The organism is Vreelandella glaciei (assembly GCF_013415125.1).
Classification (GTDB): Bacteria; Pseudomonadota; Gammaproteobacteria; order Pseudomonadales; family Halomonadaceae; genus Vreelandella; species Vreelandella glaciei.
Genome location: NZ_JACCDE010000032.1, coordinates 29,479 through 50,607, shown reverse-complemented (window position 1 = coordinate 50,607; position 21,129 = coordinate 29,479). Strand labels below are relative to the sequence as shown.

At 57.6% G+C, this 21,129-nt stretch carries 18 protein-coding genes; 7 read left to right on the top strand and 11 right to left on the bottom strand.

What is annotated here, in order from left to right; genetic code table 11:
* Positions 1 to 8: 8 nt before the first annotated feature.
* The 4 genes from HZS80_RS18745 to HZS80_RS18730 all read right to left on the bottom strand — a co-directional run bounded on the left by HZS80_RS18745 (position 9) and on the right by HZS80_RS18730 (position 3,937).
* The gene (locus HZS80_RS18745) at positions 9 to 836 is read right to left on the bottom strand and encodes a carbohydrate ABC transporter permease (protein ID WP_179916932.1); all 828 of its coding nucleotides are present in this window, start codon (positions 834 to 836) and stop codon (positions 9 to 11) included.
* Positions 833 to 1,765, bottom strand: coding sequence for a carbohydrate ABC transporter permease (locus tag HZS80_RS18740; protein WP_022521947.1), 933 nt, complete (start codon positions 1,763 to 1,765; stop codon positions 833 to 835). Before HZS80_RS18740 ends, HZS80_RS18745 begins: the two co-directional genes overlap by 4 nt.
* Before the next feature lie 66 nt (positions 1,766 to 1,831).
* Complete coding sequence (locus tag HZS80_RS18735) at positions 1,832 to 3,121, bottom strand: ABC transporter substrate-binding protein (protein ID WP_179916931.1); 1,290 nt, start codon at positions 3,119 to 3,121, stop codon at positions 1,832 to 1,834.
* A 45-nt stretch (positions 3,122 to 3,166) separates the two neighbouring features.
* Positions 3,167 to 3,937 carry an SDR family NAD(P)-dependent oxidoreductase gene (locus tag HZS80_RS18730; protein WP_179916930.1) on the bottom strand — a complete coding sequence of 257 codons (771 nt, stop codon included), beginning with the start codon at positions 3,935 to 3,937 and terminating at the stop codon, positions 3,167 to 3,169.
* Between the two features lie 353 nt (positions 3,938 to 4,290).
* Here HZS80_RS18730 and HZS80_RS18725 point away from each other — a divergent pair, with 353 nt between their 5' ends.
* Positions 4,291 to 5,517, top strand: coding sequence for an ROK family transcriptional regulator (locus HZS80_RS18725; protein WP_179916929.1), 1,227 nt, complete (start codon positions 4,291 to 4,293; stop codon positions 5,515 to 5,517).
* Here the strand turns inward: HZS80_RS18725 and HZS80_RS18720 are convergent.
* On the bottom strand, positions 5,514 to 7,259 hold the full coding sequence (locus tag HZS80_RS18720; RefSeq protein WP_179916928.1) for an IlvD/Edd family dehydratase: 1,746 nt from the start codon (positions 7,257 to 7,259) through the stop codon (positions 5,514 to 5,516). The two genes, HZS80_RS18725 and HZS80_RS18720, sit on opposite strands and share 4 nt — an antisense overlap.
* 226 nt (positions 7,260 to 7,485) lie before the next feature.
* Between HZS80_RS18720 and HZS80_RS18715 the strand changes: the two genes are divergently transcribed.
* The 5 genes from HZS80_RS18715 (at position 7,486) to HZS80_RS18695 (ending at position 13,180) form a co-directional block, all read left to right on the top strand.
* On the top strand, positions 7,486 to 8,505 hold the full coding sequence (locus tag HZS80_RS18715) for a TRAP transporter substrate-binding protein (RefSeq protein ID WP_179916927.1): 1,020 nt from the start codon (positions 7,486 to 7,488) through the stop codon (positions 8,503 to 8,505).
* Positions 8,506 to 8,602: 97 nt separating this feature from the next.
* Complete coding sequence (locus HZS80_RS18710; protein WP_179916926.1) at positions 8,603 to 9,211, top strand: TRAP transporter small permease subunit; 609 nt, start codon at positions 8,603 to 8,605, stop codon at positions 9,209 to 9,211.
* Positions 9,211 to 10,512: a TRAP transporter large permease gene (locus HZS80_RS18705; RefSeq protein ID WP_179916925.1), complete on the top strand. Its 1,302-nt coding sequence runs from the start codon at positions 9,211 to 9,213 to the stop codon at positions 10,510 to 10,512. The genes HZS80_RS18710 and HZS80_RS18705 overlap by 1 nt, the downstream gene beginning before the upstream one ends.
* A 34-nt stretch (positions 10,513 to 10,546) precedes the next feature.
* Complete coding sequence (araD1, locus tag HZS80_RS18700) at positions 10,547 to 11,533, top strand: AraD1 family protein (protein WP_179916924.1); 987 nt, start codon at positions 10,547 to 10,549, stop codon at positions 11,531 to 11,533.
* 72 nt (positions 11,534 to 11,605) lie between these two features.
* Positions 11,606 to 13,180 (top strand): aldehyde dehydrogenase (NADP(+)), encoded by a 1,575-nt coding sequence (locus HZS80_RS18695; protein ID WP_179916923.1) that lies wholly within the window; start codon positions 11,606 to 11,608, stop codon positions 13,178 to 13,180.
* 19 nt (positions 13,181 to 13,199) lie between these two features.
* Here the strand turns inward: HZS80_RS18695 and HZS80_RS18690 are convergent, their stop codons facing one another.
* The 4 genes from HZS80_RS18690 to HZS80_RS18675 all read right to left on the bottom strand — a co-directional run bounded on the left by HZS80_RS18690 (position 13,200) and on the right by HZS80_RS18675 (position 17,819).
* Positions 13,200 to 14,141 carry a Gfo/Idh/MocA family protein gene (locus HZS80_RS18690; RefSeq protein ID WP_179916922.1) on the bottom strand — a complete coding sequence of 314 codons (942 nt, stop codon included), beginning with the start codon at positions 14,139 to 14,141 and terminating at the stop codon, positions 13,200 to 13,202.
* A 108-nt stretch (positions 14,142 to 14,249) separates the two neighbouring features.
* The gene (locus tag HZS80_RS18685) at positions 14,250 to 15,020 is read right to left on the bottom strand and encodes a FadR/GntR family transcriptional regulator (RefSeq protein WP_008959424.1); all 771 of its coding nucleotides are present in this window, start codon (positions 15,018 to 15,020) and stop codon (positions 14,250 to 14,252) included.
* 31 nt (positions 15,021 to 15,051) lie between these two features.
* Positions 15,052 to 15,999, bottom strand: coding sequence for a DMT family transporter (locus tag HZS80_RS18680; protein WP_179916921.1), 948 nt, complete (start codon positions 15,997 to 15,999; stop codon positions 15,052 to 15,054).
* A gap of 17 nt (positions 16,000 to 16,016) precedes the next feature.
* The gene (locus tag HZS80_RS18675) at positions 16,017 to 17,819 is read right to left on the bottom strand and encodes an IlvD/Edd family dehydratase (protein WP_179916920.1); all 1,803 of its coding nucleotides are present in this window, start codon (positions 17,817 to 17,819) and stop codon (positions 16,017 to 16,019) included.
* Positions 17,820 to 18,121: 302 nt separating this feature from the next.
* Here HZS80_RS18675 and HZS80_RS18670 point away from each other — a divergent pair, with 302 nt between their 5' ends.
* Positions 18,122 to 19,198 carry a TRAP transporter substrate-binding protein gene (locus HZS80_RS18670; RefSeq protein ID WP_179916919.1) on the top strand — a complete coding sequence of 359 codons (1,077 nt, stop codon included), beginning with the start codon at positions 18,122 to 18,124 and terminating at the stop codon, positions 19,196 to 19,198.
* A gap of 59 nt (positions 19,199 to 19,257) precedes the next feature.
* Here HZS80_RS18670 and nanR read toward each other — a convergent pair whose 3' ends face one another.
* Together nanR and HZS80_RS18660 are read right to left on the bottom strand one after the other, a co-directional pair.
* Complete coding sequence (nanR, locus tag HZS80_RS18665; RefSeq protein ID WP_035561380.1) at positions 19,258 to 19,980, bottom strand: transcriptional regulator NanR; 723 nt, start codon at positions 19,978 to 19,980, stop codon at positions 19,258 to 19,260.
* 64 nt (positions 19,981 to 20,044) lie between these two features.
* Positions 20,045 to 21,121: an Ldh family oxidoreductase gene (locus HZS80_RS18660; protein ID WP_179916918.1), complete on the bottom strand. Its 1,077-nt coding sequence runs from the start codon at positions 21,119 to 21,121 to the stop codon at positions 20,045 to 20,047.
* Between the last annotated feature and the right edge of the window lie 8 nt (positions 21,122 to 21,129).

Genomic DNA, 21,129 nt, shown 5'->3' with positions numbered 1-21,129 from the left:
ATCCTCCTTTATCCCTTAACCGAGCCGCCGGTCAGGCCAGCCACGATGTACTTCTGGGCGGCGAGAAAGAAAATAACCGCCGGAATGATGGTCAAGGTCACGAAGGCTAGAATCATGTTCCACTGGGTAAGGTACTCCCCTTGAAACTGCATCATGCCCAGTGGCCAGGTATAGATAGAGCGGTCGTTGAGCACCACTAACGGCAGTAGGAAGTTGTTCCAGCTCTGCACAAACACAAACACGCCCACGGTGGCCAGAATGGGGGTCGAGAGCGGCAGCGTGAACGACCAGAAGAAGCGTAAATAGCTACACCCATCCACATAGGCCGCTTCAAACAGCTCTTTGGGCAGTTGGTCGAAGAAAGCCTTAAACAGCAGGATGGCTAGCGACAAACCAAACGCTGTCTGGGGCAAGATCACCGCCCAATAGGTATCCAGCAGGCCCAAATCCCGCACCTTGATAAACAGCGGCAGAATGGCCGCCGCAAAGGGAAACATCAGGCCGAGCAGCAGATAGGAGAGGATCATCTTGGCGCCGAAGAAGCGGATCTGCGAAAACACATAAGCCGCTGCGGCCCCCACCACGAGGGTTAAAAACACCGTCATTAACGAGATGAAGAAAGAGTTACCCAAATAGCGCCAGAAATTGCCGTCCAGCAGGATGCCGATGTAATTGCCGGCATCCCAGCTGTCAGGCAGCCACAGCGGATTGGTACGCAGCTCTGAATTGCCCTTGAAGCCCCCGAAAAAAGCCGCTAACAGCGGGCCAATAACAATACTTGCCACCACAATCAGGATGATCACGCGCAGCGTGTTACGGGTAGTGATACTTTTCATGCCTTACTCCCCTTGCCGGTGGTGCGTTGGTAGAAGAAGGCAATGCCGATAGCGAGCACAAACAGCACTACCGCGGCAGCGCTACCAAAGCCAATATTGAGCCGCGAGAGACCGAAGCTGTACAGGTAGGTAACGATGGTATGAGTCGAGTTAGACGGGCCACCGTTGGTCATCGGGATGATAATGTCGAAGATCTGTAGCGAACCGATAATGGCAAAGAAACCACTCACTACGATGGCATGTTTAATCAACGGGATTTGTACAAAGAGCGCCACTTGGCGGGGTTTAGCCCCTTCAAGCTTGGCGGCTTCAACCAGATCCTTGGGCACGCCCTGCAGGGCGGCAATGTAGATCATCATATGGAAGCCAAAGTACTTCCAAACGATCACGGTCATAATCGCCGGAAACGCCCACTGGTGATCGGCCAGTACATACACCGACTCCTGGCCCATGGCATGCAATAGCGAACTGGTAATGCCGTAGTCGCCGTCAAAAACAAAGCTCCAGATGAGCCCCGCGGCCACTTCCGCCAGTATATAGGGCAGGAAAAATACCAGCCTAAACAGGGTATTGGTGGGCGTTTTACGGTATACCAACAGTGCTAACCCCAGTGCCAGGGGCATCTGGATCAGTAACGATACCAGGATCAGTTTGGCGGTATTCCACAGCGCGGTATGAAACACCGAGTGATCGAGCAGGCGCTGATAATTTTGCGCGCCGACAAAGTCACTGGGCGCACCGTAGCCATTCCAGGAAAAGCCGCTGTAATAGACGGCATCCGCGAGCGGCAGAATGACGAACAGCGAAAAAAGGATTAACGCCGGTGGAAGCAGAATCAGCAGCGCGGTGAATTTACCGCTCACCAAGCCTTTCTTCACCCGGTCAGCATTCCCTCTCCGCGGCACGGCGGTTCGGTCAAGCGTGGTCATGGCAAACTCCGAGGCAGAGCGTGGATGAGCACGGGCGGTAACGCGCGTGCTCTTTTAGCGGGTGGATCATCTAAACTGCCAGGCCTCTTCAACCCGAGCGGCGGCCTCTTCGGGCGTCACGACGCCTTGCGCCAAATCGCCGCTGATATCATTAATCGTCGCGCCTACAGACGTACCCAGCGCTTGGTCCAGAAACACCTGATGAAACTCGGACTCATCAAGAATTTCTGCAACCCGGCGGGCATAGGGTGTTTCAAGCGCTTCGGCGGAGCCCTCGGCAACCGGCACAAAGATCCCTGTCGCGGCGGCTTTACGCTGGTTGTCGGCATTGAGCAGAAAACGCAGAAAGTCGACCGCTTCATCGGGCGCATCACGGGTGACAGCAAAACCGTTCATCCCGCCAAAACTCTGTGCGTTGCCCTCACCACCTTCGACCTCTGGAAAAGGGATAAATAGCAAGTCGTCATCCGGGACACCCTCGCCACTGACTGAGCGCTGCTTGGAAGGAAGATAATCCCAGTCACCCATCACGTGGAAAGCGGCCTCACCATCGCCAAACATCCCGCTGGCGCGCTCGTAGGAAGTGGCCATAAAGCCGGGCTGAAAAGGGTCGAGCTCAACCAACGACTGCAGCATTTCACCCGCGCGTACAAACGGTTCGCCGTTAAAGCCGCCGTTATCACCGCTTTTGGCCGCTTCAATGCCGTCGCCACCAGCGAGGCGGGTGACTAAAGAGCCCCAATAGAAGTGCAGCGGCCAACCATCCTGGCCACCGACCACCAGCGGCGTTATGCCCTCTTCTCGCAGCGCTACCACGGCGTTTTCAAAATCCGCCCAGGTCTTAATCGCTTGCGCATCAACTCCCGCCTGTTCTGTCAGGGCAGTGTTCGTCCAGATACCCACCACCGTGGCGTAGAGCGGCGCGCCATAGACGCGATCATCAAGAGTGAAGGCGCGTACCGCGGACTTAGGGTAGATATCCTGCCAACCATCGCGCATCGGCTCGCTCAGGTCGCGGACAAATCCCGCGTCGACCTGATCGCGCAACCCCTCACCGCCCCAGGTGTAATAGATATCCGGGCGCTGGCTGGACTGCAGCATGGTGGGCAGGCGCGTTTTGTACGCCTCGTTGGCAAGGTATTCGAATTCGACATCAACGTCAGGGTGCTCCGCTTCATAGGCGGCAACCACTTCCTCGTAGTAGCGCTTTTCGGCGCTGCTGCTCTCAATCCTTAGCACCGTCACCGTGGTATCGGCGGCTGCGGTGACTGACCCCAAAGCAGCAACAGCGGCAACAACCAGCGCCAAGTGACGAGGGCGTGAACAGGGCACGTTGTATTTGTTAGTTAAGTGCATGAAATTCTCCTAATGTTATTTTAAAGCTTGTTGTTGAGTCATTCCTCAAGCCCAGCCCGCGTCCACCGCCAACTCCTGGCCGGTGATGGCCTGGCTTTCGGCACTGGCTAAGAACAGCACCGCAGGGGCAACATGCTGGGGTTCAAGGCGCATTTTTAGGCACTGGCGTTGTTGGATGGCGACTTCGTCGCCGGGGCTAATCCATTTTTCAAGCTGGCGTTCGGTTATTACCGAGCCAGGCACCACGGTATTAACGCGGATATTGTGCTCACCCAGCTCCCGGGCCAGGCTGCGGGTCAGGCCGTGCGCCGCCGCTTTGGCGGTGACATAAGCGGGTAATCCACCCAGCGCCATCTGCACGCTGACCGAGCCAAAATTAATAATCGAGCCACCGCCCGCCTCAATCATCTGTTCAGCTGCCGCCTGGGCGGCAAAAAACATCGGCCGCAGGTTGAGCGACATTCGCTCATCCCAATAGGCCACATCCACCTCCCGCCAGTCGTGGCGGTCGTCGCTGGCGGCATTGTTGACCAGCGTATGAATAGGCCCGACGTTTTGGCCGGTCTCGGCAATAACCCGCTGCAGGCTAGCCACGTCGCGAATATCGCAGTGGTAATACAACGGCGCCTCGCCGGTATCGGCGCGAAGCTCATCGACCAGCGCCTCGCTGGCGGCGTCGTTAATATCGACAAACACCACCCGTGCGCCCTGATGATGAAAGGCACGGGTAAGCGCGGCGCCGATGCCGCTCCCACCGCCGGTAATAAAGACCACACGCTGTTCAAGGCTTACATAGCGCGCTGAGTGCTGATTCATATCTTTTCTCACCTCTTTCTTCTTTATAAGCGTGTTTTAACCGTGTATTAGATATCCACCCACTTGCTTACCGGCTGCGGACGAAGCTGGCACGCGTGCACTTCGCCCGCTTACCGGTCGAGAACAAAGTCGAATAACACTTGGGTTACACCAAACGAGCAGCAAAGTTTGCGCGCGGATAACAGCATAGGACCACCTGATAATGTCTGTTGTTATTGGGCTAGGGGTCTTATTAACATCGATTGCTTTAGGGTAATGCTTGATTTACTTTAACCCTTAAAATAAATACCTGCATATGCAACTTAGGTCGCATTTTGTGTTTTTCTCAACTCGAAATATAACGGCATTTTTTTATGGCTCTTCCGTCGACTGATACCAGCCGCCATGACAACACTCTGGCGGTCATTCGGACCCTGCGAGACCAAGGTCCGGTTGCGCGTGTTGACCTGGGTGCGCTGAATGGCATCAGCTCAGCAACGGTGACCTCCATCAGCGCTGAGCTGCTCCAGCAGGGCCTGATCACTGAACGCCCACCCGAAATACCCCGCCCCTCCGGGCGGGGGCGGCCCAAAACGCTGGTTGAGCTCAACCCGCAAGCAGCCTGCGTGGTATGCATCAAGCTATCGATTAATGAAATCCAACTGGTGGTGGGCGATTTTTCAGGCCAGGTACGCCATAGCGAGCACCACGCGGTGCCCACCCTGACGCTGAGCGCCGACGACCTGGAAGCACTGCTGGAAGAGAAGATCAGCGCTATTTGCGCGCAACAGCTAAAGGGATTTCAACGCTTGGCGGGGATATGTTTGGCAGTGCAGGGGGTAGTCTCGTCGCAAAGCGGTACGATTATCTGGTCCCCCGCTTTAAGCTTTCGTAATGCGCCAATATCGGCACGTATTGCCGAGCGGTTTCACTGCAGCGTGCTGCTGGAAAACGATGCCAACTGCATCGCCAGCGTACTGGCGGCACAGCCTGCCTACGCAGACTGCCCCAACCTGGTGGTCATTATGCTGGGCTACGGCATCGGGATGTCGGTGCTGATTAACGGCGTGCCTTATCTGGGTGCCAATGGCTCAGCGGCGGAGTTTGGACATAGCAAATACCAACCGGATGGCGCCTTGTGCGCCTGCGGCCGACGAGGCTGCATTGAAGCTTATGCCAGCGACTACGCGCTCTACCGCGCTGCCGCCGACCATTTAAACCTCCCCTCTGGCGACAGCGCCCACCCCTCCGAACAGCAGATGCAGGCGCTGACCCAGCTGGCGTTGAACGGCGACCCTGCGGCGCAACGCATCTATGCCGAAGCAGGCCGGGCGCTGGGTATCGGTATCGCCAATGTACTGGCACTGTTTAACCCCGATCTAGTGCTGATTACCGGCTCCGGCGTGCGCGGCTTTGACGCTATGCAGGCCACCATGCATCACGCCATTGATGAAGCACTGGTGACCGAGCTGAGAGGCTCTACCCGCATCGAAAGCTGCGCCTGGGATCGCGACATGACCTGCATGGGCGGCATCGCCATGGCGCTACACGCTACCGATGCCCAGACGCTATCGGAGAGTCAGGCCAGCGCCGTCAGTTAATGCGAATGACGCGGTACATCAGACCCGCGGCACCCCACCAGGAAGTCGAAGTCGCAGCCTTCATCCGCCTGCAGCACATGTTCGATATACAGCTGACGATAACCGCCCTGGCTGGCAATCAACGTCGAGGCGGCGGTGGGGTCGCTCTCGGCCAGGCGCGAGGCCAGCTCTTCGTCACTGACCTCTAGATGCAGTCGGCCGCTTTCGCAGTCGAGCTCGATCCAGTCGCCGTTACGTACCGCGGCCAGCGGGCCGCCGGAGGCGGCTTCGGGTGCCACGTGCAAGACCACGGTGCCGTAGGCGGTGCCGCTCATGCGGGCATCCGAAATACGCACCATATCGGTAATACCCTGGGCGAGGATCTTGGGCGGCAGGCCCATATTGCCCACCTCCGCCATGCCGTGATAGCCCCGCGGGCCGCAGTGTTTCATGACCAGAATGTCGTTGGCTTCCACGTCCAGGTCTGGGTCGTTGATGCGCGCCTTGTAGTCATCAAAGTCTTCGAACACTACCGCGCGACCGCGATGCTGCATGAGTTCGGCGGTGGCCGCCGAGGGCTTGAGCACCGCACCATTGGGGGCCAGATTACCGCGCACCACGCAGATGCCGCCGTCCGCGGTGAGCGGGTTATCCAACTTGCGGATCACTTCGTCGTTATACAGCGGGGCGTCCTGAACGTTCTCCCAAATCGTTTTGCCGTTGACGGTTAAGGCGTCCTTGAACGGCAGTCGGTCAGCTTCACCCAGGCGCTTGAGCACCGCTGGCAGGCCACCGGCGTAGTAGAACTCCTCCATCAGAAAGCGTCCGGAAGGTTGCAGATCGACCACCGTGGGGGTGCCGCGGCCCACTCGACTCCAGTCGTCCAGGGTCAAATCCACACCAATACGCCCAGCAATCGCCTTGAGGTGAATCACCGCGTTGGTGGAACCGCCAATGGCGGCGTTGGTGCGAATGGCGTTGTCGAAGGCTTGTTTGGTGAGAATTTTAGACAGCCGTAGGTCTTCATTGACCATCTCGACAATCCGGTTGCCGGAAAGATGGGCAAGCACGTAGCGGCGTGAGTCCACCGCGGGGATCGCCGCGTTATGGGGCAGCGAAGTACCCAATGCTTCGGCCATGCAGGCCATGGTGGAGGCAGTGCCCATGGTGTTACAGGTACCGGCGGAGCGGGACATGCCCGCTTCGGCGGCCATAAAGTCGTGGAGTGATATTTCACCGGCCTTGACCTGCTCGGAGAGCTTCCACACCACGGTGCCGGAGCCAATGTCCTTGCCCTTGTGCTTGCCGTTGAGCATTGGCCCGCCAGTGACCACGATGGTGGGGATATCGCAACTTGCCGCGCCCATCAGCAGCGCCGGGGTGGTTTTGTCGCAGCCCACCAGTAGTACCACGCCATCCATGGGGTTGCCGCGAATGGCTTCTTCCACGTCCATGCTGGCCAGGTTACGGGTGAACATCGCCGTGGGGCGCAGGTTGGATTCGCCGTTGGAAAACACCGGGAACTCTACCGGGTAGCCGCCCGCCTCAAGGATGCCCTGTTTGACGTGCTCCGCCAGCTTGCGGAAGTGGGCGTTGCAAGGCGTCAACTCCGACCAGGTATTGCAGATGCCGATAATCGGCTTGCCCTGAAACTCATGGTCGGGAATGCCCTGGTTTTTCATCCAACTGCGGTACATAAAGCCGTTTTTATCAGCCGTACCAAACCATTCAGCGCTGCGTAGTGGACGTTGACGTTGGCCCATGAAGTTAACTCCTTGTTTTAGTTCGGTGACAGCTGACGGCCTAGTGGTATGTGTCGATGGCTGTTTTGAATTTGCACGACACTAAACCACCTTCACAAGATAGTCGACCATACAAAAGTATATGTTGAACAATTGCTCTTAATGTTCAACATTACTCCTTCCATATGGGTCGCTGACCCCGTTCACCTCCACTTTCTCCACAACAAGAATCTTGAGGAATAGTGCCATGCTCACATCGAAATACAGTTTGCTACTCACTGGCTCAGCGCTGCTGCTCGGCCTTTCAACGGCTCAGGCGGCCGAGTACGAGTGGAAATTTCAGGCGTCAGAAACCTCGGGCGAGCCCAGCTTTAAGATTAAGCAGGAGTGGGCTGATAAGATCACGGCAATGACCGATGGCCGTGTTGAGATTGAGGTAATGCCGATTAACGCCGTGGTTGGCCCCACCGAAACGCTCTCGGCGGTCAGTGCCGGTATCCTGCAGGGTCATATGACCGACCCCAGTTACTTCTCTGGCCAGGATCCCGCGTTCGGCATGCTCGGCAACCTTGTTGGCGCTTGGCAGAATCCCTACGACTTCTTGGAGTACATGAAGTACGGCGGCGGCGAAGAGCTGTACAACGAACTAGTCGAACCTTATGGCGCGCATTTGATCAGCGCAGCGACCTTTCCGCTGGAGTCAGTACCCTCCACGGTACCTATCGAATCCATCGCTGATTTTGAAGGGCTAAAAATCCGCGCTCCACAAGGGATGGTCTACAACATCTTCGAGCGCATTGGCGCCACGCCCGTCAATCTGCCGGGCTCTGAGGTGTATACCGGCTTGGAAAAAGGTGTGATCGACGCCGCGGACTCCACGGTGCTCTCCAATAACGACGCCATGGGCCTGCACGCCTTCGCCCCTTACCCGCTTTACCCTGGCTTTCACTCAATGCCGATGATCGCTGTCTCGATTAACAAGGACATCTGGGATGGTCTGTCCGAGGAGCTACAAACGACTCTAAATACTGCCTTTGATGGCATGGCGTATGACCTGATTGCGCGCCTCAAAGAGCAGGATATTGAGACCCTGCAGCGGCTTCAGGATGACCCAGACGTTCATCCCTTCAACTTGCCTGAAGAAGAGCGTCAGAAATTCCGCACGGCAGCTGAGCAAGAGTGGAAAGAGTGGGCGGGTGAAAATGAGATGACCCAGAAAGTCTATGACTCGGCGACCGCCTTTTTGCGCTCGCGCAATCTGCTCTAACGCCCTGTTCTCAATTCTCTGCTCTCAACTCTGCCTCATTAACCTAACCAACGCATCGCTCGGGAAACATCCCGAGCGATGCGCGTAGAGTCGCGCCATGTCTCAAAAAACGCCTGACAATCAATCTTCTTCGCCGGACACACAGGATCTCCCCGGGATCCTCGAAGCGGTGGAGAAGGCATCTCCTGAACGTAATGCGCTTGATCGATTGATCGCACGTGGCGGCCACGCTGTTTCCTGGTTGGTGCTGGTGGCAATGGGTATCAGCGTCGTCGAAGTCTTTATGCGTTACGGCTTTAACAACCCGACCTCGTGGGTGCACGAAACCGTGGTGTTTCTAATCGCCGTCATCTTTGTGCTGGGCGGACCAGCGGCCATGGCGCGCAATAGTCATATCCGCGTCAAAGTGCTCTACGACAGCGCCGGGCCACGCTTGAAATGCTGGATGGACCGCTTCAACGACCTGCTCACCCTGATTTTCTGCCTGTCAATGAGCTACGCCGCTTTTCATATGTTCTGGGGAGCGTCGCATAACCCGCTTGGCGAATGGTCGCTGGAGCGTTCTGGCACCTCTTGGAATCCGCCCTTTCCCGCCATGGTGAAGGGCATGATTCTATTTGCCCTGGCATTGATGACCCTCCAGGCCACCCTGCACCTGTGGCAATCGCTTAAGGCGAAGCCCGACACCACTGAGGAGCCTCGCTGATGGATATCTCAACCGCAACGATCCTCATGGTAGGGGCAATTTTCGCGCTGCTGATCACCGGTCTGCCGCTGGCGTTCATTACCGGCTTGGTGGCGATGGCGTTCACCTTCGGCTGGTTCGGCGAAGCGGCGCTGCCGCTAGTTACCAGCCGCGTCTATGGTTTTATCACCGAGTATTCGCTGGTAGCGGTGCCCATGTTCGTGTTGATGGCATCGCTGCTGGATCGATCCGGCATCGCTAAAGATCTGTTCAACGCCATGCGCGTTTTCGCTGGCCGCTTGCCGGGCGGCGTTGCTGTGCAAACCATCGTCGTGGCGTTTTTCCTGGCTGCACTCTCGGGCATTATCGGCGGTGAAATCGTACTGCTAGGTATTTTGGCGTTGCCGCAAATGCTGCGTCTCGGCTATGACAAGCATCTCTCCATCGGGGTAGTGTGTGCCGGTGGCGCCCTGGGCACCATGATGCCGCCCTCAATCGTACTGATTATCTACGGCCTGATCGCCAGCGTATCGATTGCCGACCTGTTCGCCGCGGCCGTGACGCCAGCGGTGATTCTGATGGGCTCTTATATTGCCTATGTACTGGTGCGCTGCTTAAAAAATCCAGCCCTAGGGCCGCCGTTGGATAAAAATGCTCAAGATAACCCCTTCGCCACCAAGCTGGATGCGGCGAAAGCCATTTTGCTGCCTGGGCTGATTGCCTTTTTGGTGCTAGGCACTATCTACGGCGGGGTCGCCTCGGTCACCGAAGCAGCGGCCATGGGCGTCTTCGGCGTATTGCTTGCCACCATTATTCGCGGCGAATTCACCCCAGGCATGCTGCATCACAGCCTCGGCCAAACCATGAATACCTGCGGCATGATCATCTGGATCGGCATCGGTGCCGCCGCTCTGGTGGGGGTCTATAACCTGATGGGGGGCAACCGCTTTGTCTCAAGCTTGATTCTGGGGCTTGATGTAGCGCCGATTGTGATTATCCTGGTAATGATGGCGATTATGCTGGTGCTAGGGCTATTCCTCGATTGGATCGGGATTGCCATGCTGGCCCTGCCAATCTTTCTCCCCATCGTTATTCAGCTCGGTTTCGACCCGATCTGGTTTGGCATTCTGTTCGCCGTCAATATGCAGGTGTCGTTCTTGTCACCGCCCTTCGGGCCCGCCGCTTTCTACCTTAAAAGCGTGGCACCCCCGGATATCAGCCTGAAGGATATTTACCTATCCGTACTGCCCTTTATGGCTATTCAGCTGTGTGTACTCGCGGCGCTATTGATGTGGCCGCAACTCGCCATCTGGCCGCTTTGATAACGACTACAATAGGTTTCATAAGGAGATCACTATGCGACTGATTCAGTGTGACTACCAAGGCCAGGTTCGCGCCGCGCTGGTAGAGAGTGAACAGCAAGTTAGGCTGCTCGACTGCGACACCTATACGCTCGCCAATCGAGCTATTAACGCGGGTCAGTCACTTAGTGACTCAGTGACCGCCGCGCTGACCGACACGCGTTTGGATTACCAAGCGTTAGTAGACGATAAGCACCTGCTGCCGCCATTGACCCATTCCGATCCAGCGCACTGTTTGGTGACCGGCACTGGCCTCACCCACCTGGGCAGTGCCGACACCCGCTCGGCAATGCACGCAAAAGCCCAAGCCGCGGAAGAAGACCTAACCGACTCCATGCGTATGTTTAAGCTAGGAGTGGAAGGCGGCAAACCCAACGCGGGCGAGATCGGCGCGCAACCGGAGTGGTTCTACAAAGGTGATGGCCAGTGTGTGGTAGCACCGGAAGCAGCGATCCCGTCGCCAGCGTTCGCTCAGGATGCAGGCGAGGAACCCGAACTGGCCGGCCTTTACGTTATTGGCAAGGACGGTCTACCCTGGAGAGTCGGGTACGCGCTGGGCAACGAGTTTTCTGACCATGTCACCGAGCGCTTCAATTATTTATGGCTGGCTCACTCCAAGCTACGCGCCTGCAGCTTTGGGCCCGAGCTATTGATTGGCGAGCTGCCAGCCCATTTAGAAGGCTCTAGCTCGATTCAACGCAACGGCGAGTCCGTATGGGAAAAGCCTTTTTTGACCGGCGAGGCCAACATGGCTCACAGCCTGGCCAACCTTGAATACCATCACTTTAAGTACCCAGGTTTCCGGCGCCCTGGCGATATCCACGTACATTTTTTCGGCACTGCTACGCTAAGCTTTGCTGACAACATCAACGTACGCGAAGGCGACCGCTTTGAGATCCATATTAACGAGTTTGGCCGGGCTCTGCGCAATCCGCTTCAGGTAGAGGCAGACGCACCGGCGGTGACCGTTCAATCGCTTTAACTCAGTCTTTGTAACACAGTCTTTTTAACACAACCGCTTTAATACCATTTTTTAGCACCAGCAGGAGGTTATATGAATTTGGAAGGCAAACTACTGATTGGTCAGCAGGCCGTTAGCGGCCAACAGGCTGACATTCAAGCCGTTAATCCAGCCACCGGTGAAACGCTAAGCCCCGCCTACCCCGGCGGCAGCAAAGCCGAAGTCGAACAGGCCTGTGCATTAGCCGAGGCAGCATTTGATAGCTATCGCGAAACCGGCCTAGAGGCGCGGGCAACGTTTCTTGAGACGATTGCCGCTGAAATCGAAGGGATCGGTGATGAGCTGGTTGAGCGCGCCATGGCCGAAACCGGCCTGCCCCGCCCGCGTATAGAAGGCGAACGTGGCCGTACCTGTGGCCAGCTTCGTCTGTTCGCCTCGGTAGTACGCGCCGGAGAGTGGCTGGATGTGCGTATCGATCCGGCCATGCCCGCCCGTGAGCCGCTGCCCCGCGCCGACTTGCGTCAGCGCCATATAGGGCTAGGCCCGGTGGCGGTGTTTGGCGCCAGCAACTTCCCGCTCGCCTTCAGTGTGGCCGGTGGCGATACCGCCTCTGCGCTGGCGGCTGGCTGCCCGGTCGTGGTCAAAGGTCACTCTGCCCACCCCGGCACTTCCGAGCTGGTAGGCCGCGCCATTCAGCGCGCCGTGGCCAAATGCGAACTCCCTGAGGGCGTTTTCTCGCTGCTGTTTGGCTCGGGCCGCGAGATCGGTCAGGCACTGGTCGCTGACCCGCGTATTCAAGCCGTTGGCTTTACCGGTTCACGCAGCGGTGGCACGGCATTGATGGCCACCGCCCAAGCGCGGCCACAGCCGATCCCGGTCTACGCTGAAATGAGTTCGATCAACCCGGTGTTTCTGCTGCCGGAAGCGCTCAAGGCGCGCGGTAAAGCGATTGCCGAAGGGTTTGTCGGCTCGCTCAACATGGGCGCTGGGCAGTTCTGCACCAACCCTGGGCTGGTCATTGCGGTGGAAGGCCCTGAGCTGGATGCCTTTGTTGCGGCGGCCGGTGAAGCTGTTAAGGGTAGTGCAGGCCAAACCATGCTGACGCCGGGTATTCATGATGCTTATCAGCAGGGCGTTAGTCGGCTCGACAGCCATGACAAGGTCACCGAGGTGGCGCGTGGTCAGGCCGGTGAGACAGCGCACCCCTGCCAAGCGGGCCTATTCGTTACCCAGGCGGAGGCGTTCCTGAGTGACCCGGCGTTACAAGAAGAGGTGTTCGGCTCCACATCGCTGGTCATCGCCTGTGCCGATGCTCAGGAAGTGGCCCGTGTGGCGGCTCAGCTGGAAGGCCAGCTCACCATTACGCTGCAGATGGATGACGGTGACTTGGCGACTGCCAAGCAACTGCTGCCGACGCTAGAGCGCAAGGCGGGACGCATTCTGGCCAACGGCTGGCCGACGGGCGTAGAAGTATGCCACGCCATGGTACACGGCGGCCCTTATCCGGCGACGTCAGATTCACGCACCACCTCGGTGGGCAGCGCGGCGATCTTCCGCTTCCTGCGCCCGGTGTGCTACCAGGCGCTGCCGGAAGGCCTGCTGCCTGAGGCGATTCGTGATGGTAACCCGGCTGGCGTATCACGCTTGGTCGATGGTAAGCGTGAATAAACCAGCGTCACTCAAGACGTTACTCAATGAAGGCGTCGGTGGTTTCTCGATGACCGTATAGAAACGCATCGGCGACTTGGCGCAGCGGGGCAACATCCACCTCGCTGCGCCTGCTTGTGATTAGCTCAGCAAAACGTGCGTAGAGGCCTTGGTACTCGCGCTCTTCGGCTTCCACCACGAGCTCGCCGTCAATCATCAAGCAGCAGCCGCCTTGGGTAAGACTCAAGCGACTGCCATCACTACTCTCGACATGCATATCCCAGGTGGGCGGACCGCTCTGACGAAAGTCAAAGGCTGCCGCAATGGCTGCGCCTTCAGGGTCTGTAAAGGAGAGCTCCGCCGCAATCGGCGTTTGCGCATTGCTCGGCACTAGCAGCCGCGCTTGTTGCAGAAAAAACGGTTGAGGTAGGATTTCGGTCGCAATCGACAGCGCGTTAATACCGGGATCAAACACGCCCATGCCACCAGGCTGCCAGATCCATGCCTGACCCGGATGCCACACCCGCACATCCTCCTTCCACTCGATCTCAACCCGCTGCACCTGACGGTCGGCTAACCACTGCTGTGCGTGCGCTACGCCGGGCGCAAAGCGCGAATGCCAAGCTGCGAACAGGCTGACGCCTTGTTGCTTAGCGCAGGCAATTAAGTCCTCTACTTCACTTAACGTCGCCCCTGGCGGTTTTTCCAGCAGTACATGTTTACCGCGCATCAACGCTGCTCGCGCCTGTGAATAGCGCAGGTGCGTTGGTGTACAAATGGCGACGGCGGTAACGTCAGGATGTGCGTCAAGCATCGCCTCCAGGCCTTGATAAGCGGGTAGATCCGGCAGTGAGGCGTGGGGGTCTGCCGTGGCAACAAGGTGGCAGTTTGGAGTAGCGGCGATTGCCGGTAGGTGTTGGTCGCGAACAATCTTGCCCACGCCCACCAGGCCGAGCTTAAAGCCAGAGCTGAAGTCAGACATACGCTTGCCTTTGTTTTAAGGGAAAAATCGTTTTAAAGGAAGAATCGCTTTAAAGGAAGAAACGAACCCAAAATCGCTTAACTGAAAGTGGCTAAGAGGGGTCAGGGGTCAATGCGTGTTATGAGGCAACTCGACACTGCGGCCCAGTGAGCTGGCGCTGTGCTCTAAGCCCAACGCAGCGGCGGTGCCCGCCAATACAGCCTGAGCCGCTAAAAATGCTTCGCGGGGGCGGCGCAGGCGAATGCTCTCCATCAGCTGACGATGACGCTCCAGGCTTTCATCGGGGTCAACGGCATTCTCGTTGGACATGGATACCAGCATAAAGATAGAGGGCCGCAGGATATGCGATAGCTGCGCCCAGACAATATTGTGGGTCGCTTTGAAGATCGCCTCATGGAAGGCAACATCGCACTCGCTATGCAGCCGCCGCTCCTCTTCGCAGGTAGCGTTGCGCAGGTTCTGCCCTAACCCTTCAAAGGCTTCTTCGATGGCAACCAGATCCCGCGCCTTGGCGCGCTTGGCGGCGGTCATCGCCACATAGGGTTCTACATCCAAACGAAAGGCGAGGATTTCGCGCTGTATTTCCGGATTGGGGGCGGCGTAGCGGGTCAGCCAGTCGGTCACCTGAGCGTCGAGAATATGCCACTCTGAATACTCGCGCACTTTGGAGCCGTGCCCAGAGATACGCTCGATAATGCCCGCCTCCACCAGTTGGCGCAGGTCGCTGCGCACCGCCGAGCGATTGATCGCAAAGCGTTCGCATAGATCCATTTCACGCGGCACAAGGTCGCCGGGGTGATAGCGCCCGCCGAAGATCTCCTCGGCGAGGTATTCGGCGATACTGGGGCGAGCAGCTGGCTTGCTGAGAGATGACGTCACTACGTTAAGACCCTATTTCGATTCCTGCCCATCATAACGTACTTGACCGATCTACTGTTATCGGTGAAGCGGGTTCAAATCCAGCGCGCATTCTTAGTTCAAGCCGCCGTTCATAAAGGCCCTTCGCACTCAGTGTGCCCAGAACTAGAACGCCACCGACCATAGCGATCGGCGCGGGTTGTTCACCTATAATCCACCAGGCTAATAGCGTCCCCACCACCACTTCAAGCAATAGCAGTAGGCCAACTTCCGCAGAGGGTAGATAGAGCGGCCCGCGCTGCAGCAGCGTCACCCCGCAGGGCACGATAATCAGACATAGCAGGATCACGACGGCGAGCTGGTTGCTACTAGGCAGTGTGATTGATTCGCTCCCTGTCAGCCAAAAAATTCCCGCAACGCTACCGACGACAAGTCCGTTAAATACCAGCATCGGACTCATATCGACGCCCGGTCGCGTGCGGCAAAGCGTGAAATTAATCGCCAGGGTGGTCGCTGCCATCAAGGCAAACGCGTTCCCCACCCACGAGCCTGCGCCCGCATCATCCAGCGCGATCATCGCAATACCGACCATGCAGAGACAAATCGCCAGCCAAGTACGCCTGGGCAGACGCTCCTTGAGAATAATCCAGGAGAGAACGGCGGCGATAATCGGCGAACTGGCCAATATCATCAGCACGTTGCCTGCCTTGGTGTACTGGTTGCCCAGCACGAAACCACAGGTGGTCAGGCTGAATAGCAGCGCCACGGCGATGCCGGTCCAACCACAGCGACGGTAGGCTGCCAGCGTGCCTCGGCCATAGCGCGCCAAGGCAATCAGCAGAAAACCCAGCCCGGAGAGAAAACCGCGCCACATCAGTATTTCCGCATCGGGTAGGTCAGCTACCTTGATCAGCAAGGCATCCGGCGCCATGATTATCGCGCCGCCGCCGGTCAACAGCAGCCCCTGCTGACGATGCGAAAAGGTACTCCAACGACTCATGTGTGGTAACTATTCCTTTAGTGATTGTCTCTAGGCGGATGCCGACGCGCGACATCGCGATACTTGGTGGCGGGTTCCAGGGTCATCCCGCGATCCAGCGGCTCGACCATACTGCGTTGGATTTCCTGCCAAGGAGTCTGGTGGCCGGGGTAGCGGTAGCCACCCTGCTGAGCTAAGCGCTCGCGGCGAGCTTCCAGCTCACTGGCTTCAATCAAAAGCTGTACCTCACCACGCTTGAGATCAACCCGCAGCCGGTCGCCGCTCTCAAGCAGCGCCAACCCACCACCCGTAGCAGCTTCTGGGGAGGCATTAAGAATCGACGGCGAACCAGAGGTTCCCGACTGACGACCATCGCCCAGGCACGGTAGCGATTCGATGCCCTGTTTGATCAGCGCCTCTGGCGGCTGCATATTGACGACCTCGGCACCGCCGGGGTGGCCAACCGGGCCTGCACCGCGCATCACCAGAATGGTACGAGCATCAATGTTCAGCGCCGGGTCATCAATGCGGGCGTGGTAATCCTCCGAGCCGTCAAATACCACCACCTTGCCTTCAAAGGCTTCCGGGTCGTTGGGATCATTCAGGAAGCGCTCGCGGAAATCTCGGGAGATCACGCTGGTTTTCATCAACGCCGAGTCGAACAGATTGCCCTTGAGATTGAGGAAGCCTGCATGATTCACCAGTGGATCGTTATAACGGCAAATCACGTCGATATCCTGGGTTTCGCGACCCTGTAGGTTATCGCCTATCGAGCGGCCATTCACCGTCAGCGCATCGCTGTGCAGCTTACCCGCCGTTTGTAACTCGTGGAGAATCGCGGGAACGCCGCCAGCGCGATAGAACTCTTCGCATAGGAAAGCGCCAGCAGGCATAACATTGGCCAGCAACGGGATTTCATGACCCAGGCGCTGCCAGTCATCATTATTAATCTCAATACCCGCATGGCGGGCAATTGCATTGATGTGTACCGGTGCGTTTGAAGAGCCGCCCAGTGCGGAACACGCCACAATAGCGTTCTCGAATGCTTCGCGTGTCAGGATATCCAGCGGGCGCAGATCCTCCCATACCATATCGACGATCCGCGTACCGGTGTCGTAGGCGACCATCGCGCGCTCTTTATAAGGCGCGGGAATCACCGCCGAGCCCGGCAGGCTCATGCCCAGCACTTCCGCCATGGAGTTCATGGTGGAGGCGGTGCCCATGGTATTGCAGTGGCCAATGGAAGGTGCCGAATCGCTGGCGCGGGAAAGGAACTCTGCGTAGTCGATATCACCCGCTGCCAAGCGCTTGCGTAACTCCCAGATAATCGTGCCGGAACCCACCCGCTCGGCCCCGCGCCAGCCGTTGAGCATCGGCCCGCCGGAAAGCACAATGGCTGGAATATTCACCGTTGCCGCTGCCATAAGGGCCGCTGGAGTGGTTTTATCGCAGCCGGTGGTCAATACCACGCCGTCTAACGGGTAGCCGTGCAGCACTTCGACGATGCCCAAATAGGCGAGGTTACGGTCCAGCGCCGCAGTGGGCCGCCGAACATTCTCATGAATCGGGTGCATGGGGAACTCAAACGGCACGCCGCCTGCGGCGCGGATACCGTCTTTAACCCGCTTGACCAAATCAATATGGTGGCGGTTACACGGGGTTAAATCCGAGCCTGACTGGCAAATACCAATAATCGGTTTACCGCTGGTCAACTCATCCAGCGTGATGCCGTAATTGAGATAGCGCTCAATGCACAGCGCCGTCGTACCGGGGTGATCAGGGTTATCGAACCAGTAGCGTGAACGCAGCTGCTCAGGCGTTATGCGTTGAAAATTGGCCATGGGGACACTCCACGCCTAAAGTAAAGGTTGTAAGAACGGTCGTAAGAACGGTTTTTACAAACCGTTCTTATAAACAAAAGAAAGATTGCCACGAAGGTACGCTTTCTTTACTGCGACGTCGATACATACAAAAGTATATGTTGAACATATACGAAAAACGTTACACATTCACCTAAGGATTGCGGTGCTGACGCCTTAAAGCCAGCGCCGCTGCCAGACAACAACAACAGCCACCACGCTGTAGCTCGCTTAGAAGACTCCCTTAGTAAAGCGGCCTACAGCACGCCAGGAGAATGACGATTATGCATCATCTTTGGAAGCGCACTCTGTTAGTGACCGGCGCTACGCTGCTCAGCTCAGGCATGGTTTACGCGCAAACACCCGATTTATCCGACCCGCCGGAGATTGAGGGTGACACCGTAGGTGACCACGGTAGCGTCACATTACGCATGGGGCTTGGGTTGGCTGAAAGTTCGCCACAGTATATTTCCAGCCAGTACTTTGCGGATATTCTTGACGAGCGCAGTGAAGGGCGGATTACCGTCAATATTTTCCCTAATAGCCAGCTTGGCGATGACGTGCAGATGATGGAAATGCTGCAGACCGGCACGCTGGATATGACCTATCCTTCATCTTCTCCCGCCACGGGCTATGTGGAAGAACTGGCGGTTTTCGACCTACCGTTCTTGCTGCCCACCCGTGAAGCGGCCGTTAAGGCCATGCGCAGCGATGCTGCCCAGGAGATGCTCGACGCGTTCGATGGCACCGGCTTGAAAGCGCTGGCGTTCTCTGAAAATGGTTTCCGCCAGCTCTCCAATAGCGCCCGGGAAGTCACTTCGCCAGAAGATGTGGCGGGTCTAGATGTTCGCGGCTTATCAATTCGTACTATGGAAAACCCGGTGCACTTAGCCATTTGGGAAGCGCTGGGCGCCAACCCCACCCCCATGGCTTTTGGTGAACTGTTCTCTGCCATGGAGCAGGGCGTAGTGGATGGCCAGGAAAACCCCTGGAGCACCATTCTGACGTCCAATTTCCATGAAGTGCAGGATTATGGCTCCGAAACCCGCCACGTCTACACGCCCTTCATTAAAATGATCTCTCAGCGTACTTGGGACGAACTCGACCCTGAATATCAGGAACTGGTTCAGGAAGCCGCGCTGCAGGCTGCCGATTACGAAATCCAACTTTCCAGCGAGTACGACGACTGGGCGCGCGAGCAGCTTGAAGAACGTGGCATGCAAATTACCCGTCTTAATGACGAACAGATTGCCGCTTTCCAGGAAGCCGTGCAGCCTGTTTACGAAGAGTGGGCACCGCGTATTGGCGAAGATCTCGTAGCTGAATTCCAAGAGATTGCTGAATCGACAATGACTGAGTGATGGCATCCCTGCCGCCGAATAAAAAAGGCGGCAGGACTATTTATATGGCTTATCAAGCATTAAGAAGCGTCCGAGAGGCGCTTTTTTAGTTGCATATAAGTGCCGTAATGGCGATCAAGGTGGCGCTGCATGGCCGCCTCGGCCGCGTCCGGGTCGCGGGACTCAATGGCAGCAATGATTTCGGTGTGGGCGGCGGTCGCGGCTTTATCCTCATCTTTTTGCTGCAACACCAGCGCACGGCGATCATCCAGCCACTCGGAAAGCGCCACGTGGATGGCATCGAAAATGGGGTTACGGCCAATACTGGCCAACACGCCATGGAAGTCGTTATCAGAGCGTTTGAAGCGAGCCTCGTCGCCAATCGCATCGCGATTATCCGCCAACGCAGCATGAAGCCTAGCAAGGTCCTCCTCGCTGGCGTGGCGGGCCGCGTAGCGCGCCAACGAGATTTCAAACATGGCCCGCGCTTCCTGAAAATACTGCTGGCCATCGGGCTTGGAAAGCAGTTGCCGGGTAACGCCGGAAAGCCTCGCCATCACCGCCTCGGCAGTGGGACGAATCACCCTAGCGCGCGTGCCGCTATTAATGGCGATAAGCCCAAGCTGCTGCAGGTGGAAAAGCGCCTCGCGCACAGCAGGCCTGCCAACGCCAAACTGCTCCATCAATTCCCGTTCTGACGGCAATTGATCATTTTCACTTAGCCGCCCTTCGAGAATCTCCGCCTCGAGCTGTTCAGCGACCTGTTCGGACAGCGTTTTACGCTCGATCCGGTATCTGCTCATAGGCAGTCACCCTTGGTTAACCTGGAATTCGTCGCCATTTTACTGCATTTCTCGTCATTATCCTTCAAACCAGCTGAGAGAGCGGCGTTATTTGGTACTGCTCGGCGATCTCGGCATAGGCTATTTGATTGGCAGAATCGAGCGGAATGCCTTCGGCGTCGCGCAGGGCCTGGCAGCGCCATTCTCGATCCCCAGGCGCCATCACCTGGGCGTTGGGTGCAGCAGGCTGGGCACGCAGGTCGGCCAAATACTCGGCCATTCCGCTGGCAAAGGTGCCAGCATCCACGAAGGCATCCGGTTGCATGACCAGAAAAAAGTGGCCGACGCCGCGCGGTGTCGACATATCAGGCCCGCCCATCGGCAGCAGCCGAAAGCCGTGCTGCATACCCGACAGCATTGAACTCAGAACCTCCACCATGCCACCCAGCCCCGCACCCTTGAAGCCGAAGCCGCTGCCGCCCAGCGGCAACAGTGCCGCCACTTCACTAGGAACGCGACTTACCTGCCCGGCAGCATCCGCCGCGACTTGATCCGGCAGTTCACGGCCAATCGCATCGAACTGCTGCACGCGATTCCAGGGCACCGAGCTAGTCGCCATATCCAGCAGGTAAGGCGACTCGCCCGCCACCGGTGCTGCAAAGGCGATTGGGTTGGTGCCATGGAACGGCTTGGCGCCCTCATGCAGCAGCACAAAAGGGTCTGAATTGCAGAACGCCATGCCGAGATAACCGCGCTCGGCCGCTGCCAACGCATAGCACCCCGCTGCCCCAAAGTGCGATGAGTTACCCACCGCGACGGCACCCATGCCCACCTTTTCTGCCATTGCCATGGCATGCTCCATGGCGGTATACCCCGCGAGGTGCCCTAACCCGTCGTCAGCGTCCAGAAAACCGGTCGCTGCCAAGCGCTGGTGGAACTGCATGTCGGGTGCGCCGTTGATCCGCCCGCCCTTGAGCACCTGCAGATAGTGAGGCAGCAGACGCAGGCCATGGCTGTCGGTTCCCATACGTGAGGCGGTAATCAGCGCGTGAGTGACCGCGTTCGCCGATGCCTGATCAGCACCTGCCGCCTTCAGAGCGGCTTGCATGAAGCGGGCAAGGTCTTCACGAGCGACGCGAAAATTTGACGATGTATCTCTCATTAATCAAT

Excerpts from the sequence above, each read along its gene's own strand:
- HZS80_RS18745 (WP_179916932.1), bottom strand. The coding sequence starts at position 836 with ATGAAAAGTATCACTACCCGTAACACGCTGCGCGTGATCATCCTGATT.
- HZS80_RS18740 (WP_022521947.1), bottom strand. The coding sequence starts at position 1,765 with ATGACCACGCTTGACCGAACCGCCGTGCCGCGGAGAGGGAATGCTGAC.
- HZS80_RS18735 (WP_179916931.1), bottom strand. The coding sequence starts at position 3,121 with ATGCACTTAACTAACAAATACAACGTGCCCTGTTCACGCCCTCGTCAC.
- HZS80_RS18730 (WP_179916930.1), bottom strand. The coding sequence starts at position 3,937 with ATGAATCAGCACTCAGCGCGCTATGTAAGCCTTGAACAGCGTGTGGTC.
- HZS80_RS18725 (WP_179916929.1), top strand. The coding sequence starts at position 4,291 with ATGGCTCTTCCGTCGACTGATACCAGCCGCCATGACAACACTCTGGCG.
- HZS80_RS18720 (WP_179916928.1), bottom strand. The coding sequence starts at position 7,259 with ATGGGCCAACGTCAACGTCCACTACGCAGCGCTGAATGGTTTGGTACG.
- HZS80_RS18715 (WP_179916927.1), top strand. The coding sequence starts at position 7,486 with ATGCTCACATCGAAATACAGTTTGCTACTCACTGGCTCAGCGCTGCTG.
- HZS80_RS18710 (WP_179916926.1), top strand. The coding sequence starts at position 8,603 with ATGTCTCAAAAAACGCCTGACAATCAATCTTCTTCGCCGGACACACAG.
- HZS80_RS18705 (WP_179916925.1), top strand. The coding sequence starts at position 9,211 with ATGGATATCTCAACCGCAACGATCCTCATGGTAGGGGCAATTTTCGCG.
- araD1 (WP_179916924.1), top strand. The coding sequence starts at position 10,547 with ATGCGACTGATTCAGTGTGACTACCAAGGCCAGGTTCGCGCCGCGCTG.
- HZS80_RS18695 (WP_179916923.1), top strand. The coding sequence starts at position 11,606 with ATGAATTTGGAAGGCAAACTACTGATTGGTCAGCAGGCCGTTAGCGGC.
- HZS80_RS18690 (WP_179916922.1), bottom strand. The coding sequence starts at position 14,141 with ATGTCTGACTTCAGCTCTGGCTTTAAGCTCGGCCTGGTGGGCGTGGGC.
- HZS80_RS18680 (WP_179916921.1), bottom strand. The coding sequence starts at position 15,999 with ATGAGTCGTTGGAGTACCTTTTCGCATCGTCAGCAGGGGCTGCTGTTG.
- HZS80_RS18675 (WP_179916920.1), bottom strand. The coding sequence starts at position 17,819 with ATGGCCAATTTTCAACGCATAACGCCTGAGCAGCTGCGTTCACGCTAC.
- HZS80_RS18670 (WP_179916919.1), top strand. The coding sequence starts at position 18,122 with ATGCATCATCTTTGGAAGCGCACTCTGTTAGTGACCGGCGCTACGCTG.
- nanR (WP_035561380.1), bottom strand. The coding sequence starts at position 19,980 with ATGAGCAGATACCGGATCGAGCGTAAAACGCTGTCCGAACAGGTCGCT.
- HZS80_RS18660 (WP_179916918.1), bottom strand. The coding sequence starts at position 21,121 with ATGAGAGATACATCGTCAAATTTTCGCGTCGCTCGTGAAGACCTTGCC.